At 67.0% G+C, this 15,459-nt stretch carries 18 protein-coding genes; 7 read left to right on the forward strand and 11 right to left on the reverse strand.

Translation table 11 applies throughout. From position 1 onward, the window contains the following. Positions 1-13 precede the first annotated feature (13 nt). Positions 14-364 carry a HesB/IscA family protein gene (locus CVO77_RS04700; protein ID WP_105998118.1) on the forward strand — a complete coding sequence of 117 codons (351 nt, stop codon included), beginning with the start codon at positions 14-16 and terminating at the stop codon, positions 362-364. On the opposite strand, the gene CVO77_RS04705 is transcribed toward CVO77_RS04700, so the two are convergent. Beyond that, positions 361-1,077 (reverse strand): extensin-like domain-containing protein, encoded by a 717-nt coding sequence (locus CVO77_RS04705; protein WP_242446098.1) that lies wholly within the window; start codon positions 1,075-1,077, stop codon positions 361-363. The genes CVO77_RS04700 and CVO77_RS04705 overlap by 4 nt on opposite strands. A 37-nt stretch (positions 1,078-1,114) precedes the next feature. Further along, positions 1,115-2,506 carry a cytochrome P450 gene (locus CVO77_RS04710; RefSeq protein ID WP_106000639.1) on the reverse strand — a complete coding sequence of 464 codons (1,392 nt, stop codon included), beginning with the start codon at positions 2,504-2,506 and terminating at the stop codon, positions 1,115-1,117. A gap of 173 nt (positions 2,507-2,679) precedes the next feature. On the opposite strand from CVO77_RS04710, the gene CVO77_RS04715 reads away from it, so the two are divergent. Next, on the forward strand, positions 2,680-3,504 hold the full coding sequence (locus CVO77_RS04715; protein ID WP_105998120.1) for a hypothetical protein: 825 nt from the start codon (positions 2,680-2,682) through the stop codon (positions 3,502-3,504). 88 nt (positions 3,505-3,592) lie between these two features. On the opposite strand, the gene CVO77_RS04720 is transcribed toward CVO77_RS04715, so the two are convergent. From CVO77_RS04720 to CVO77_RS04755, 8 genes are all read right to left on the reverse strand, one after another. After that, entirely contained in the window at positions 3,593-4,924 is a 1,332-nt protein-coding gene (locus CVO77_RS04720; RefSeq protein WP_105998121.1) for a dicarboxylate/amino acid:cation symporter, read from the reverse strand. Positions 4,925-4,997: 73 nt separating this feature from the next. Beyond that, positions 4,998-6,779, reverse strand: coding sequence for an SLC13 family permease (locus tag CVO77_RS04725; RefSeq protein ID WP_420822541.1), 1,782 nt, complete (start codon positions 6,777-6,779; stop codon positions 4,998-5,000). A gap of 4 nt (positions 6,780-6,783) precedes the next feature. Continuing rightward, positions 6,784-7,860: a chorismate synthase gene (gene aroC, locus CVO77_RS04730; RefSeq protein WP_105998123.1), complete on the reverse strand. Its 1,077-nt coding sequence runs from the start codon at positions 7,858-7,860 to the stop codon at positions 6,784-6,786. Then, positions 7,857-8,231, reverse strand: coding sequence for a VOC family protein (locus CVO77_RS04735; protein WP_105998124.1), 375 nt, complete (start codon positions 8,229-8,231; stop codon positions 7,857-7,859). The genes aroC and CVO77_RS04735 overlap by 4 nt, the downstream gene beginning before the upstream one ends. A gap of 56 nt (positions 8,232-8,287) precedes the next feature. Beyond that, positions 8,288-8,815 carry a GNAT family N-acetyltransferase gene (locus CVO77_RS04740; RefSeq protein ID WP_105998125.1) on the reverse strand — a complete coding sequence of 176 codons (528 nt, stop codon included), beginning with the start codon at positions 8,813-8,815 and terminating at the stop codon, positions 8,288-8,290. After that, positions 8,808-9,635: an SDR family oxidoreductase gene (locus CVO77_RS04745; RefSeq protein WP_105998126.1), complete on the reverse strand. Its 828-nt coding sequence runs from the start codon at positions 9,633-9,635 to the stop codon at positions 8,808-8,810. Before CVO77_RS04745 ends, CVO77_RS04740 begins: the two co-directional genes overlap by 8 nt. Next, positions 9,632-10,708, reverse strand: a complete 1,077-nt coding sequence (locus CVO77_RS04750) for a YihY/virulence factor BrkB family protein (RefSeq protein WP_105998127.1) — start codon at positions 10,706-10,708, stop codon at positions 9,632-9,634. The genes CVO77_RS04745 and CVO77_RS04750 overlap by 4 nt, the downstream gene beginning before the upstream one ends. A 3-nt stretch (positions 10,709-10,711) precedes the next feature. Beyond that, entirely contained in the window at positions 10,712-11,641 is a 930-nt protein-coding gene (locus CVO77_RS04755; RefSeq protein ID WP_105998128.1) for a DnaJ C-terminal domain-containing protein, read from the reverse strand. Between the two features lie 180 nt (positions 11,642-11,821). Between CVO77_RS04755 and pdxH the strand changes: the two genes are divergently transcribed. The 3 genes from pdxH (at position 11,822) to CVO77_RS04770 (ending at position 13,501) form a co-directional block, all read left to right on the forward strand. Continuing rightward, complete coding sequence (gene pdxH / locus CVO77_RS04760) at positions 11,822-12,400, forward strand: pyridoxamine 5'-phosphate oxidase (protein WP_242446099.1); 579 nt, start codon at positions 11,822-11,824, stop codon at positions 12,398-12,400. Then, on the forward strand, positions 12,397-13,215 hold the full coding sequence (locus tag CVO77_RS04765; protein ID WP_105998129.1) for a PhzF family phenazine biosynthesis protein: 819 nt from the start codon (positions 12,397-12,399) through the stop codon (positions 13,213-13,215). The genes pdxH and CVO77_RS04765 overlap by 4 nt, the downstream gene beginning before the upstream one ends. A 79-nt stretch (positions 13,216-13,294) precedes the next feature. After that, positions 13,295-13,501 (forward strand): hypothetical protein, encoded by a 207-nt coding sequence (locus CVO77_RS04770; protein WP_105998130.1) that lies wholly within the window; start codon positions 13,295-13,297, stop codon positions 13,499-13,501. 99 nt (positions 13,502-13,600) lie between these two features. On the opposite strand, the gene CVO77_RS04775 is transcribed toward CVO77_RS04770, so the two are convergent. Continuing rightward, positions 13,601-14,587: an AAA family ATPase gene (locus tag CVO77_RS04775; RefSeq protein WP_420822529.1), complete on the reverse strand. Its 987-nt coding sequence runs from the start codon at positions 14,585-14,587 to the stop codon at positions 13,601-13,603. A 384-nt stretch (positions 14,588-14,971) separates the two neighbouring features. On the opposite strand from CVO77_RS04775, the gene CVO77_RS21785 reads away from it, so the two are divergent. Then, positions 14,972-15,100 (forward strand): hypothetical protein, encoded by a 129-nt coding sequence (locus CVO77_RS21785; protein ID WP_275541964.1) that lies wholly within the window; start codon positions 14,972-14,974, stop codon positions 15,098-15,100. Positions 15,101-15,156: 56 nt separating this feature from the next. Beyond that, the gene (locus CVO77_RS04780; RefSeq protein ID WP_105998131.1) at positions 15,157-15,336 is read left to right on the forward strand and encodes a PspC domain-containing protein; all 180 of its coding nucleotides are present in this window, start codon (positions 15,157-15,159) and stop codon (positions 15,334-15,336) included. Positions 15,337-15,459 lie beyond the last annotated feature (123 nt).

Below are 15,459 nucleotides of genomic sequence, written 5' to 3' on the forward strand. Positions count from 1 at the left end.
GAAGGAGTTTGAAATGACGTCATTGAAAACCCGTCCCGCCGCGGTGACGCTGACCGCGAACGCCGAAGCGCGCGTTACCGCGCTGATGGCGGCTGCGCCCGCGGGCGCGATCGGGGTCCGCCTGTCGACCCCGCGCCGCGGCTGTTCGGGGCTCGCTTACTCGGTCGACTATGTCACCGAAGAACAGAAGTTCGACGAGCGGATCGAGACGCCCGGCGGCGTCTTTTACATCGACGGCGCGTCGGTGCTGTATCTGATCGGCAGCGTCATGGACTGGGTCGAGGATGATTTCGCCGCGGGCTTCGTCTTCCAGAACCCCAACGCCAAGGGCGAATGCGGCTGCGGCGAAAGCTTCACCGTTTAACGGCAGACCGTCCGGCCAAACGCTCGCTTCGCCATGTCGAGATGGAAGTGGGTGGCGTGCGCGGCATTGTGATCGGGCGACAGCACCGTGCTGAACAGGCCGCACGATCCGTCGCGCACCGCGTGCAGGAATTCGCTCCGCACATCCTCGTCCTTCCAGTCGTTGACCAGCGAGATGCGCGTGCCATCGGCTAGGATGAAGGCGGAAATGTCGATCGCATTGGCGGTCGAATGCTCGCTCTGCGCGCCCTGCCCCGCGATCTTGCGGCAATTATAGCTGCCGAGATTTTCGAGCTCGACGACCTTCTGGCCGAAATATTTCCGCGCCGCGGGCTGCACGACATCGCGCGTCCACAGCGCCATCGCGGCGGTCACCGCGCATCCCGGCGCCACGTTCGCGGGCCGCATCGTCGGCACCAGCCGGTCGCCGGTCAATATCATGCGCTGGCTCGCGCGGCATATCCCCCGCCCCACCACCGGACGCCGCAGATAGCCGGCCTTCGCGCGGTCGAACGCCGCGAAGCAGGCGGCATCGTCGGCAGCAAACCCCACCAGCTTGCGATGCGTCGCCCAGCCCCGCGGATGAGCGAGTTCGAACCGTGCGCCGGGGAAATGCTCGGGATGATCCTTCGCCCACCCGATCGCCCAGATCGCGCCGAGCGTCAGCAGCACGGCGACGGCGAGCCAGGTCAGATAGGAGCGAAGACTTGTCACGCGCCTCAAATGGCGCGCGCGACGCCGCCGGGCAAGCTCAGAGCGGTTCGAACGTCACCATCAGCCCATCCTTCGGGCGCGGGATCGGCAGCATCTGCCATTCGGGCGCATAGTTTTCGCGCACGGTGATCCGATGCGTCGTCACGACATGGTGGAAAAAGATTTTCGCCTGCATATAGGCGAAGTGCAGCCCCAGGCACATATGCGCGCCGCCGCCAAAGGGAACCCAGGCATATTTGTGCCGCTCGCGCGCCGCCTCGGGCGCAAAGCGCATCGGGTCGAAAGTCTCGGGCTCGGGCCAATGTTCCGCCATCATGTGGGTGAAGGCGGGGCTCACCCCGACGCTGGTGCCGGCGGGAATGCGATAGCCACCGAATTCGAAATCGCGAAGCGCGCGGCGCGGAAAGGTCGGCACCGGGGGGACGAGGCGCAGCGATTCCTTGAACGCCCATTCGGTCATCTCAAGCTCGCCGAGGCTGTTGTGCCCGACCCCCTCGCCCGCCGGGGCGACGCTCAGCATCTCCTCGCGCAGCCTGTCCTGCCATTCGGGATGTTTCGCGAGCATCCAGACCATCGACGTCACCGAACTGGTGATGGTGTCGTGCGCCGCCATCATCAGGAAATTCATATGATCGACGATCGCATCGACCGACAGATAGGCGCCGTCATCGTCCCTGGCGCGGCAGATCTGGCTGAAGATATCCTCGCCCGCGCCCTCGCGGCGCTCGGGCACCATCTTGCTGAAATAATCGACCAGAAAGGCGCGCCCCTTCGCGCCGCGCCCCATGGCGGTGAAGGGCAGCGGGCGGCGCACGACGCCGATCGACGCCTGCACCATGTCTACGAACGCCTTGTTGACCTTGTCGGCCTCTGGCCCCCACGGGATACCGAGAAAGCTGGTCGCGGCCAGATCGAGCGTCAATTCCTTGATCGCGGGATAGAATTTGAAGCTCTTGCCGCTCCATGCCTGGACGCGGTCGCGGATACCGTCGTTCAGCGATTCGGCATAATGGCGCATCGGCTCGGGCTTGAAGGCGACCGACAGCACCTTGCGGTCGGCACGGTGCTTTTCGAAATCCATCAGCATCAGCCCGCGCGGGAACAGCAGGTTGAGCACCGGACCCCAGCCCTGTTCGGACGAGAATATCTTGTCGCGGTCGAACATGATGAGTTCGTTCGCTTCCGGCCCGTGCAGCGCGATGCTGCGGCCGCCGAAGCTGTTGTTGCGATAGACGCGGCCATATTTGGCAACCATCCGCCGCGCGAAACCCGGATAGTCGCGCAATTGTTCGAGCGTGTTGCCGATCAGCGGCAGACCATCCTCGCCCGGAATATGATCGAGCACGCTCTCCGGGCTGCGCGGCAACCAATGCGCCGTGTCGGGTCCGAATCGATCTTCCGACCATGTGAATTTCGCCGGGGCATTCATGCGCGAGACCTCGTCCATCATTGCGGTTGGCCCGAGGCTATCGAACTACTGACATCAATGCAAGTAAGCCCTTTTCGGAGCGTGACCTCCATTCACCGCAAATTCAACTCGACTCGCGCAATCTGGCACCCAAGATGACGGGTGGTATCCGTTGATCCGCAAAGGACAAGATCATGCCCCAGAATATCAGGCGCTCTCTCTCCATCGCGCTCGGCGCGCTCGCGACGACGACGCTCGGCGGTTGCTATTATGGCGACGTCAACAGCAGCAGCTATGCCGGCGGCGACTGCGCGTCGCGCTATGGCGCAGATTATTATGACAGCGACGGCTATGCCTATGACGACGGCTATGGCTATGACTGCTACGACGCGGCCGATTATGGCGGCGGCTTCGCGCAGATCGGCTTCGGCGGCGGCTGGTACGACGATTATTATTATCCGGGCTACGGCATGTGGGTCTTCGACAGCTACCGCAACCGCTACCCGCTGCGCGGCCAATATCTGAACTATTGGGGCGGCCGCCGGGCGTGGTGGCAACATCACAAGGATCGTCCGGGCAAGGGTAATTGGACCCCCAAGCCCGGCCAGGGCAACCACGACGGCAAGCCCGGCCGTCCCGGCGGCTGGAATCCCGGCGATCACGGCGGCCTGGGCGGAAGGCCTCCCCATGGCGCGGCGCCAGGCACGCCGCCGACCGCCGCCACGCCGAGCCGCCCCGATCACGGCCCCGGCGCGGCGCGTCCAAACCGGCCGCGGCCGGGCGACAGCGGCAGCGCGCGCCCGCCGCGTAACTGGTCGCCCGGCGCGAACGGCCCCCGCCGCCCGCAGACCACGGCGCCCGCACCGGCGACGCCGCCCACAGCCCGGCCCTCCGCAGCAAGACCGGCGGCGCCCGTCGCACGCCCGGCCCCACCGGCGGCGCGCAGCGCACCACCGGCCGCGCCGCGACGGGCGACGCCCCCCAAGCGGTCGGAAAGCCGCCACGAACGTCCGCAATAATCGCTGGAGCAATCAACGATCGGCGAGCGGCGGGCGCTCGTCGGTCATCATATCCTCACCCGTGAGAAACAGGGCGCGACGGGGGCGGTCAGCCGGAGGAGGCAGCCGCCGCCGGCGCATCGTCGTCGACCCCCGCCGCAACGACGGTCGCGGCGACAAGGTCGCCGATCACGTTGAGCACGGTGCGGCACATATCGAGGAAGCGGTCGACCCCCAGCACCAGCCCGATACCCTCGGGCGGCACCCCGACCGAAGCGAGGATCAGCGCGATCACCGGCAGCGAGCCCGCCGGGACGCCCGCGGTGCCGATGCCGCCGAGGATGCACACGAGCATCACCGAAATCTGCTGGGTCAGCGTCAGGTCGATGCCAAAGAATTGCGCGAGGAAGATCACCGTCACGCCTTCGAACATCGCGGTGCCGTTCTGGTTCGCGGTGGCGCCGATCGTCAGGACGAAGCGCGCGACCCGGTCGGGGAGGTGGAGCCGGTCGTGCGCGACGCGCAGCGAGGTCGGCAGCGTCGCGTTCGACGAGGCGGTGGCGAAAGCCATCACAAAGGCTTCCTGCGTTTCGCGGAAAAAGGCCGTCGGCGACTTTTTGGCGAGCGTCTTGAGGATGATCGGAAACACCACGAACATCTGGAGGCCCAGCGCGAGCAGCACGACCCCGACATAAGCCGACAGCCGGACGATCAGGTCCCAGCCGAAATGCGAGGCGAGGTTGAACATGAAACAGAAGATCGCGATCGGCGCGAGTTGGATGACCAGGCCGATCAGCCGCATCGCGACTTCGAACACGCCCTCGATCGCGGTCTTCAGCACCTGCGTCTGCGGCGTCTGCACCAGCATCAGCCCGACGCCGAAGAAGAGGGCGAAGAACATCACCGCAAGCACGTCGTTCTGGCTCATCGCCGAAAAGAAATTGTCGGGAACGATGGCGACGACGGCGTCGATCCCCGATTTCGCTTCATGCGCGTCGCGGATGATCGACCCCGCGCGCGCCGCGCCTTCGGCGAGCAGCGACTGCGCGAGCGCCGGATCAACCCCCGCCCCCGGTTGCAGCGCGTTGACCACGGCGAGGCTGATCGCGACGGCGATCGACGACACCGCGACGGTATAGATAAGCGTGCGCAGCCCAACGGTCTTGAGCGCGCGCATCTCCCCCATTTCGGCGACGCCGACGATCAGCGCCGACACGAGCAGCGGGATCACCAGCATGAACAGCAGGCGCAGGAAAATCTGGCCGATCGGGCCGGTGACATAGGTCGACACCGTGTCGACCCACGGCGCATCGGCGGCGCCATAATAAGCCGCGAGCCCCGCGAGCAGCCCGGCGACAAAGCCGATCAGCATCCGCCATTGCAGCCGCCGGGCGCGGGCATCCTCGCTCGCGGCCGCCGCCGTCATGCTTGCTTCGGCCATCGTCGATTCCCCCTTGGTGCGACACTGAAGGCGCGACCCTAGCGGCGCGCCAGAACCCGCGCAACCGATGCCGTCAGGTCAGGAAAAAGACGATCGCAAGACAGGTCGAAACGCCGGTAATGATGTTCAGCGGCACCCCGATCTTGACGAAATCGACAAAGCGATAATCGCCCGCGGCATAAACGATCGTGTTGGTCTGATAACCGATCGGCGTTGCAAAACAGGCCGACGCGCCGATCATCAGCGCAATCACCAACGGCCGCGGATCGACGCCCAGTTCGGCGGCGATCGCGAGGGTCACGGGGGTCATCAGCGCCGCGACGGCATTGTTGCTGAGCAGTTCGGACAGGATGAGCGCAAAGAAATAGATGCCAAAGACGAGCACCCAGCGCGGCGCCTCGGCCAGCAGCGGCTTGACCCAGCCGACCATCATCGCGACCGCGCCGCTGTTTTCGAGGCCGACACCGACCGCGAGCATCGCGAAGATCAGGATCAACACGTCGCCGTCGATCGTCCCCCACGCCTCGTCGCTGTCGATGCAGCGCGTCACGAGGATGACGCCGATCGCGATGATCGCGGCGACGCCGATCGGCATCACCTCGAGCGCGGCGAGCGTCACCACCCCGGCCATGCACAGGATCGCGATCCAGGCCTTGCCGCGTCGGAAGGCGCGCGTCTTGGCAAGGTCGGCGCCGATCAGCCCCGGATTGTCGCGCAGCGCCTCGACCTCGCGCGGGCCGCCGGTGACCAGCAGGCGGTCGGCGGCACGGATGCGCACGCTCGCCAGGTCGGGGCCGGGTTCGTGCAGCGGCCGGTCGAGCCCGATGATCCGCGCCCGGATTTTCTGCAGGAATGGGATGTCGACCAGCCGCTGGCCGATCGAGGGGTGGGTCGGGGCGACCATCGTTTCGACGACCATGTCGTTTTCGGCCGGGTTGCCGCTGCCGATGCCAAGCCGGAAGCGCCGCTGTTCGCGCCACGTCATCAGCGTCGCGGCGTCGACCCGAACGATCAACCGATCCCCCTCGGCCAGCGTCCAGCATTCGAGGTCGGCGCCGTGGACGGTCGCCGACGCGCGCCGCACCCCGACGATGCGCCCCGATCGCGGCAATCCCTTGAACGCCTCGACGCGCGCGCCGATCAAATCGTCGCCGTCCTGCAACGCCAGCTCGGTCAGATAGAGCGGCCCCTCGCCGCCGCCGGCATCGCCCTTGATCGGCTTGTCCGACGGCAGCAGCCACCACATCAACGCAAGGCTGATCATCCCCGATGCCGCGGTGACGAGGCCGATCGGGGTGATTTCGAAAATGCCGAAGCGCGGCATCCCGGCGTCGCGGACGATGCCATCGACGACGAGGTTGGTCGAGGTGCCGATCAGGGTCAGCGTGCCGCCGAGCACCGCCGCGATCGACAGCGGCATCAACAGCTTTTTCGCGCTGATTCCCGTCACCTCGGCAAGCTTGATCATGATCGGCAGCAGGACGACGACGACCGGCGTGTTGTTGAGGAAGGCCGAAGCGACCAGCGCGCCGAGCAGCACCTCGACGATCGCGAGGCGCGGATGCTTTTCGGCGCGCGCCATGATCGCGTCGGCGACGCGCTGGATCACGCCGGTGCGGATTAGCGCCCCCGACAGCACGAACATCGCGCCGATGACGATCGGCGCCGAGTTGGAAAAGACCGAATAGGCCGCCTCGGCATCGAGGATGCCGAGCGCGAGATAGGTGCAGGCCCCAAGGATCGCGATGACCGTCGCGGGCAGGCGTTCCATCAGGAAACCGACGAACATCGCCGCGAGTATCGCCAGCGCCAGGACGGCTTGGTGCGCTTCGATGAAAGCTCGCAGCGCGTCGATCATGTCAGCCGCACTGCGCGCGGTGCAGCAGCTTGTGGTCGGCGAGGACGAGCGCCATCATCGCCGCGACCACCGGCGCGCCGCGGATGCCGACGCAGGGGTCGTGGCGGCCCTTGGTGACGATGTCGGTCGCCTCGCCCGCCTTGTTGACGGTCGGCACGGGGGTGAGGATCGAGCTGGTCGGCTTGAACGCGACCCGGACGACGACCGGCTGCCCGGTCGAGATGCCGCCCGCGATGCCGCCGGCGTTGTTCGACAGGAAATCGGGGCGATTGCTGCCGTCGCTGGCGGGGCGCATCGGGTCGGCATTCTCCTCGCCGCGCAGGCGCGCGGCGTGAAAGCCGGCGCCGATCTCGACCCCCTTCACCGCGTTGATGCCCATCATCGCGGCGGCCAGGTCGCTGTCGAGCTTAGCATAGACCGGCGCGCCCCACCCCGCCGGGACGCCGCTCGCCGCGCATTCGATGACTGCGCCCAGCGAACTGCCCGCCTTGCGCGCCGCGTCCATCGTCGCTTCCCAGCGCTGCGCTGCTGCGGGGTCGGGACAGAAAAAGGGATTGCGGTCAATCTCTTCGAGGTCGAAGTTCGCGGGGTCGATCGCATCGCCGCCAATCTCCGCCACCCAGGCGTGGATCTGCACTTCGGGCACCACCAGCCGTGCGACCGCGCCCGCGGCGACGCGCGCCGCCGTCTCGCGCGCGCTCGACCGCCCGCCGCCGCGATAATCGCGGATGCCATATTTGGCGTCATAGGCATAATCGGCGTGGCCGGGGCGATAGGCCTGGGCGATTTCGCCATAATCCTTCGATCTTTGGTCGACATTCTCGATCATCAGGCTGATCGGCGTACCCGTCGTCTTGCCCTCGAACACCCCCGACAGGATGCGGACCTGGTCGGGTTCCTGCCGCTGCGTCGTATGGCGCGACTGGCCGGGGCGGCGCTGGTCGAGGAAAGGCTGGATATCGCCCTCCGACAGCGACAGGCGCGGCGGACAGCCGTCGACCACCGCCCCCAGCGCGGGCCCGTGACTCTCGCCCCAGGTCGTGAAGCGGAAAACGCGGCCGAAGCTGTTGAAACTCATACGCGCGCGATCCTGTCCATGAATTCGATCCGGTTGCCGAACGGGTCTTCGGTAAAGAAACGGTGGCGGCCGTCGATGATGCTGTCGTCGTGGGTCGCATGACCCGCCGCCTCGATCCGCGCACGCAACGCATCGAGCCCATCGACCGCGAGCGCGACATGCGCCTTTTTCGCCGGGCGGAAATCCTGTTCGACGCCAAGGTGAAGCTGGCGATCGCCGAGCGCGAACCAGCAGCCGCCGCGCGCCGCCATGTCGGCGGGCTTGGGCAATTCAGCCAGCCCGAGCAGCGCGCCAAAAAAGGCGCGCGCGCACGCCTCGCCGCCGACGGGCATGGCGACCTGCACATGATCGATGGCCAAAGCGAAGTCCATCCTTGCGCGATGGCGGGATTCGCGCCGAAGTTCAAGCGTCGCGGGGCGAGGCGCGGTCAGCCGAAGCGGGCAAAGGCGGGCGCATAGTCGGCCCGCCCCGCCACCGGCCGCGCGGTATCGTCGAGCATCATCGCCATGAAATGCGGGCCGGCGAAGGGGGAAGCGAAACGCGCGGCGAGATCGGGCGAATAGCCGAAGCGCGGATAATAATCCGCGTGACCAAGCACGAAGCTCATGCGAACGCCCTGCCCCCGCAGCGCATCGAGCCCGGCGCGAATCAGCGCGCCGCCGATCCCCTGCCCCTGCCGTTCGGGCGCGACCGATACGGGCGCGAGACCGGCTGCCGACAGCGGCGCGCCATCGGCCTCGACCGCCATGCGGCTGAACAGGACGTGCCCGACGATCGCGCCGTCCGCCTCGGCCACCAACGAGACGAGTGCGTCGCCGTCGGCCTCCAGCATCCGCACCAGTTCGGCCTCGCCCTGATGGCCGAAGTCGGTGCCGGCAAAGGCGGCGCGGACGAGGGCGTCGATGGCATCGGCATCCGCCGCCGTCGCGGCCCGGATGACGAGGCCGTCAGACAAGCGCGATATCCGGCGCGTCTTCCTGCTTCATGCCGACGGTGTGATAGCCCGCGTCGACATGATGCGTTTCGCCGGTGACGCCCGACGCAAGGTCGCTCAGCAGATAGAGCGCCGAGCCGCCGACATCGTCGATCGTGACGTTGCGGCGAAGCGGGGCATTATGCTCGTTCCACTTGAGGATCAGGCGGAAGTCGCCGATGCCGCTCGCGGCGAGCGTCTTGATCGGCCCGGCCGAGATCGCGTTCACGCGCACGCCCTGCGGACCATAATCATTGGCGAGATATTTGACGCTGGTCTCGAGCGCCGACTTGGCGACGCCCATGACATTATAGTGCGGGATCACCTTCTCGGCGCCATAATAGGACAGGGTCAGCATCGACCCGCCGCCCTTGCCCGTTTCGGGATCGACCGGCGTCATCATCGCCGCGGCGCGCCTGGCGACCGCGGTGAAGCTGTAGACGCTGATGTTCATCGTCATCAGGAAATCGTCGAGCGTCACATCGGCATAGGCCCCGCGCAGCGCCTCCTTGTTGGTATAGCCGATCGCGTGGACGACGAAATCGATCGTCGGCCAGCGCGCACCCAGCGTCGCGAACGCCGCGTCGAGATTATCCATGTCGGCGACATCGCAATCGATCAGGAAATCGCAGCCGAGCTGGTCGGCGAGCGGCTTCACCCGCTTGTTCATCACCTCGCCCTGATAGCTGATCGCGAGTTCGGCGCCGTGCGCATGGAGCGCTTTCGCGATGCCCCAGGCGAGCGACTTGTCGTTCGCAAGGCCCATGATCAGCCCGCGCTTGCCCTTCATCAGACCCGTCATTCTTCTTCTCCGGCCTTTGCAATAATTACGTCATCGACGCGGCCAATAGCGTCATGGCCCAAATCCTCAACCTCGACGAGCGCGGCGTTGAGTTCGGCGCCGATCACCATACCCAATCCGACGAGATAGAAAAAGAATAGCGCGACCATCACCCCCGCCAGGCTGCCATAGGTCGCATCATAGCTCATCAGACTGGCGAGCAGCGGCGGCAGCGCGAGCGTGACCGCGACCCACCAGAGCGTCGTGAACAGCGCACCCGGCCATTTCGGGCATTTGAGCCGACGATATTTCGACGGAGTCAACGAATAGAAGAGCATGTAGATGGCAAGGAACAGCCCCGCCCCCGATACGATGCGCGACAGCGCGACCGTGCCCGCCGCCTGATAGGCGGACGGCAGGACGCGGGTCACGAATTGCTCGACGCCGACGATCAGCACCTGCATGCTGAACGACAGGATCATCAGCACGACCGCGCCGGTGATGATGCCGATCGACAGCAGGCGATAGTGGAAAAAGCCGCGCGAGAAATGGGTGCCATAAGCGCGGCGCAAGATATCGCGCATCGTTTCGATGAAGCTGCCGACGGTCCACAGCGCGACGATCGCGCCGAGCCACAGGAACAGGCCGGTGCGCGCGCCCATCACTTCGCGAATCGGCCCCGCCAGCGCCTTGGCGACGGTCGGCGGCATGACCGAGAATACCGCCTCGATCGCCGCCTCGCCGCCCGCGCTGCCGCCGAGCAGGCTGACGACCGCCGCGACGAGGATGAAGAAGGGAAACAGTGCGATCAGCGCGAGATAGGCCAGGTTTCCGGCGTGGATGAAGCCGTCGGTGTAGGTGCCGACGATCACCCGGCGCATGACCCGGAAAACGCGCGTTCCGGGGCCCAGCGTCTCGCGCCCGCGCTCAATGGCGCCCTGCGCCCGCGCACGCAATTTGACGCGCTCGGCTCGCTCGGCGCGCGCCTCGGGCGAATGCGGCGAATGGCCCTCGGCAAGGAATTTCTGCTCGACTTCGGCGGCCACTTCGCGTTCGAGCGCGGCGACGGCCTTTTTCTCGCTCGGTTCAGCCACGCATCACACGCCCAAATCCGCCCGCACCGCGCGGCCGTCGGTCCAGGCCTCGATCAGTCTGGCAAGGTCGGCATCCTCCTTGGGGATATCGACCATCAGCCGCACGAGCTGGTCGCCGCGACCGCCGCCCTTGCGGCTGAACCCCTTGCCCTTGAGCCGCATGACCTTGCCCGAGGTCGCACCGGCGGGAATCGACAGCATGACGGGGCCATCGACGGTGGGCACCTTGATCTTGGCGCCCTTGACCGCCTCGTTCAGCGTGATCGGCAGGTCGAGCCGGATATTGTCGCCTTCGCGCACATAGAAAGGATGATCACCGACGGCGATGGTGACGATGCCGTCGCCATGGCCCGCGGCGCCGGGATGCCCCTTGCCCGCAAGGCGCATCTGGGTGCCGGTTTCGACCCCGGCGGGAAGCTTGAGGTCGATCGTCTTGCCGTCGGCGAGCGTGATCCGCTGCATCGCCTGCGTCGCGGCATCGACGAAGGAGACCGACAGGCGATAGCCGACATTCGCGCCCTTCGCGGGCGGCGGCGCGTGGCGGTTGCCCCCGAACCCGAACGGCCCGCCGCCACCGCCGCGCCCGCCGAACAGCCCCTCGAAAATATCGCCGAAATCGGCGCCGTCGCCGCCGAAGCCGCCCTGCGGCTGCCCGCGCGGATCGCCGCGAAAACCGCCACCCCCGCCGCCAAAGCCAAAGGGCATCGCGGGATTGCCGTCGGCGTCGATCTCGCCGCGGTCGAATTGCGCGCGTTTCGTCTTGTCGGACAACAGGTCATAGGCCTTGGTGACGTCGGAGAATTTCTCCGCCGCGTTCGGCTTGTCCTTGTTCCGGTCGGGATGCAGTTCCTTGGCAAGCTTGCGATAGGCGGTCTTGATCTCCGCTTCGCTTGCAGCTTTCGCGACGCCAAGGGTGGAATAAGGATCTGCCATCTGTCTTCTGTAGCCCGATAAGTGACTGGCCGTGAAGGCCCGATGAGCGCGCGATGTGGGATTGTTGCCGGGGATGGTCAAGTCCAACGCCCCCGTCGCCCCGACTTGATCCAGGGCGACGATGAAGGGGCGTGCGCCTTTCGCTCGACCATGTGCCTGTCACACATTATGACCGCGCGCATGACGATCGATCCCTTTCCCCTGGTCGACGCTTGGCTTGCCGAAGCGCGAGCGAGCGAGCCCAATGATTCGAATGCGATGGCGCTGGCGACCGCGACCCCCGACGGCCGCCCGTCGCTGCGCATGGTGCTGCTGAAGGGGCATGGCCCCGACGGCTTCGTCTTCTATACCAATCTCGACAGCCGCAAGGGCGGCGAGTTGGCCGCGAACCCCCAGGTCGCGCTGCTGTTCCACTGGAAATCGCTGCGCCGCCAGATTCGGATCGAAGGGCCGGTCGCCCCGGTCGCGGACAGCGTCGCCGACGCCTATTTCGCGACGCGCGGCCGCGACAGCCAGCTTGGCGCCTGGGCGAGCGACCAGTCGCGCCCGCTCGACGCGCGCGAAACCTTCGAGGCGCGCTTCGCCGAGATGGAGGCGCGCTTTGCCGGGCAGGACGTTCCGCGCCCGCCACGCTGGTCGGGCTGGCGCGTCACCCCCGAACGGATCGAGTTCTGGCAGGACCGCGCGCATCGCCTGCACGAACGCAATCTTTATGTCCGCGACGGCGGACGCTGGACGAAAGGGCTGCTCTATCCATGACCGCGCTCCGCTCCTTTCCCGTCACCCGCGTCGATGCCTTTGCCGACCGGCCGTTCACCGGCAATCCCGCGGCGGTGATGCCGCTCGAGGAATGGTTGAGCGACGCCCTGCTCCAGGCGATGGCGGCGGAAAATAATCTCGCCGAAACCGCTTTCCTCGTCCCCGACGAGAGCGGCGAGGCCGATTATGAGCTGCGCTGGTTCACCCCGACGATCGAAGTCGCGCTTTGCGGCCACGCGACGCTGGCGAGCGGGCATGTGCTGCTGTCGGCGGCCCAATGGCGCGGCGAGATGCGCTTTCGCACCCGCAAGGCCGGCATCTTGCAGGTCGCGCGCAACGGCGAGGACGAGGGGTATCGCATGGACCTGCCCGCCTATCGCGCGACCGCGAAACCGCTGCCCGACATCGCCCGCGCGCTGGGCGGCGAGGTGGTCGAGACGCTGTGGCACGACGGCGGCTATGCGCTGGTCGTCTATCGCAGCGCCGCAGAGGTCCGCGCGCTGGCGCCCGATTTTACCGCGCTCGGCGAAAGCGACATCCTCCATATCGCGACCGCGCCCGGCGCGGGCGATCCGTCGGGCGCCGACGTCGTCAGCCGCGCTTTCGCTCCGGGCGCGGGCATAGCCGAAGACCCGGTGACCGGGTCGGCGCACAGCGTGCTGACGCCCTATTGGACCACGCGCCTCGGCCGCGACGCCTTCACCGCCTATCAGGCGAGCGCGCGCGGCGGCCATGTCGGTTGCCGGGCGATCGGCGACCGGGCCGAACTGACCGGGCGCTGCGTGACAACGCTGGTGGGGGAATTTCTGCTTTAGGGCAGCATCCTTTATCTGTCTCGCCGCCCCGCTCGCTTCGCGCTGGACACTATCGCCGCCGCACGGCTATCCGCGCCGCATGGGTATCACCGCAACGATCATGAACACCGCCACCGGCCAGCCAATCCAGACCATGAGCTTTGGCCGCATGCCGAAACCGTGGGCGAGCTTCAATCTGGCGACCGGCGAGCTTGTCACCGCCGAACGGATCGACGTCGGCAAGCCCGCGCCGGGCAAATTCACCGCGCCGATCAGCATCTGGGTGACGGTCAAGCCCAAGGGCTGAGCGCCGTGCGAGGTCAGCCCGCCGCGATCCGTCCGCCGATGATGCGAAAGCGCGTCACCGGACCCGGCATGTCGGCGAACAGTGCCGCTTCGGTCCCGGTCAGCCACGCCTGCCCGCCCTGCCCCGCGAGCCGCTCATAAAGCGCGGCGCGGCGCGAGGGGTCGAGGTGCGCGGTAACCTCGTCGAGCAGCAGCACCGGCCGCGCACCGCGCGCGCGCGCCACGCAGTCGCTGTGCGCGAGAACAAGCGAGAGCAGCATCGCCTTCTGCTCGCCGGTCGAGCAGCGCGCCGCCGCGCGGCCGGTCGCGGCGTGGCGCGGCCCGCGGCGGCATCGATACGGCGCCGCGCCGCGAACAGCGCCGTCAGCGTATCGACATCATGCGGCGCGTCGCGCGCCGCGCCGTCGCTGTCGATGAGCGTCAGCAGCGGCCGCGCGAAGGGTGCGCCCGGCTGCTGCGCCAGATCGGCCGACAGCGCCGCCAGCGCGGCGAGCCGCGCGCCATCTATCGCGGCGCCATGCTCGGCGAGCTGCGCCTCGAGGCTGGCGAGCCATTGCGGGTCGGCCTGTCCGGGATCGGCGAGCAGCTTGCCGCGCGCGCGCAGCGCCGCTTCGTAACGGTTGCTGTGCTGGGCGTGGCGCGGGTCGAGCGCAAGGACGAGGCGATCGAGAAAGCGCCGCCGGTTCCCCGCGCTCTCGACGAACAGCCGGTCCATCGCCGGGGTCAGCCACAGGATCGCGAGCCATTCGCCGAGCGAAGCGGCCGCCGCCGACGCGCCGTTGATCCGCACGATCCGCCGCCCCGGATGCGCGGACTCGATCCCCGTCCCCAGCGCGACCGGCGGCAGATCGGCCCCGGCCAGCACTTCGGCGAAAATGGCAAAGCCGCCGCCGGCACCGTCGCGCACCATGTCGGACAGCGGCGCCCGGCGCAGCCCCCGGCCGGGCGCGAGCAGCGAGATCGCTTCCAATATATTCGTCTTGCCCGCGCCATTATCGCCGTGAAGCGCGACGAGCCCAGCCGCCGCCGCCATGTCCGCGCCGGCATGATTGCGAAAATCGGTCAGCGAAAGGCGGGTCAGCGTCATTGTCCGTTGCGCGTAGGATATTTCTCACACGGAAGGAAACATCCTTTACCCCCTCCCGCAGGCGGGAGGGGCAGCGAGACTTGCGCGCTAGTCGCAGCGGGGTGGGGCCCCTTCCCCCAAACCGTCGCCCCCACGCGGGGGCAATGGGTTTATGCAACGATGTCGCGCAAGGAGCCCGCGGCCCCCGCCTGCGCGAGGTAACGATTAAGAAAATTCCCCATGATCTGGAATTTTCACCATCTTACCGCAAAATTTCCGTTGAAATAAAATGTCGGAAGCCAGAATCCCGCAGTTAACCGCCAATGAATGAAATTGGCACGCCTCCTGCAATACACTGGGCATCCACCGGACGACCCGGCGGACCCATTTAGGAAGGACAAGATCATGACCCATTTCAATGTCGACTCGCTCAAGAGCTACGCCATCGCCGCGGTTGCCGCGCTCTATTGCTCGCTGATGTTCCTCGCCGCTGTCGGCCCGAACGCTGCGCAATTCGGTGGGCTGGTCGCCTGACCAGCCGCCTTTGCCCCAACAACGCCGGCCCCAAGGCCGGGATGGAAAGGAAAGACATGAACCAGGGTTTTCGCAAGAATCGTCGGAACGGGATGATCTTCGGCGTGTGCGCCGGGATGGCGGACCAGTTCGGCATCGACGTCTTGTGGACGCGCGTCGGCTTCGTCGCCTTGACGCTTCTGGGCTTCGGCCTGCCGCTGCTGCTGTACCTCGCCGTCGCGATCCTCGCGCCCTAGGACAGCGAAGGGCCGGTCGCTGTCACCAGCGCGTCGCACCGGCCCGCCCATTCCCAAGCACCAAGGGCTCACCGGCCGGACCGGTGGGCCCTTTTCTATTTTGCGGTCGCGAACGACGGCTAC

The organism is Sphingopyxis lindanitolerans (genome assembly GCF_002993885.1).
GTDB lineage: Bacteria > Pseudomonadota > Alphaproteobacteria > Sphingomonadales > Sphingomonadaceae > Sphingopyxis > Sphingopyxis lindanitolerans.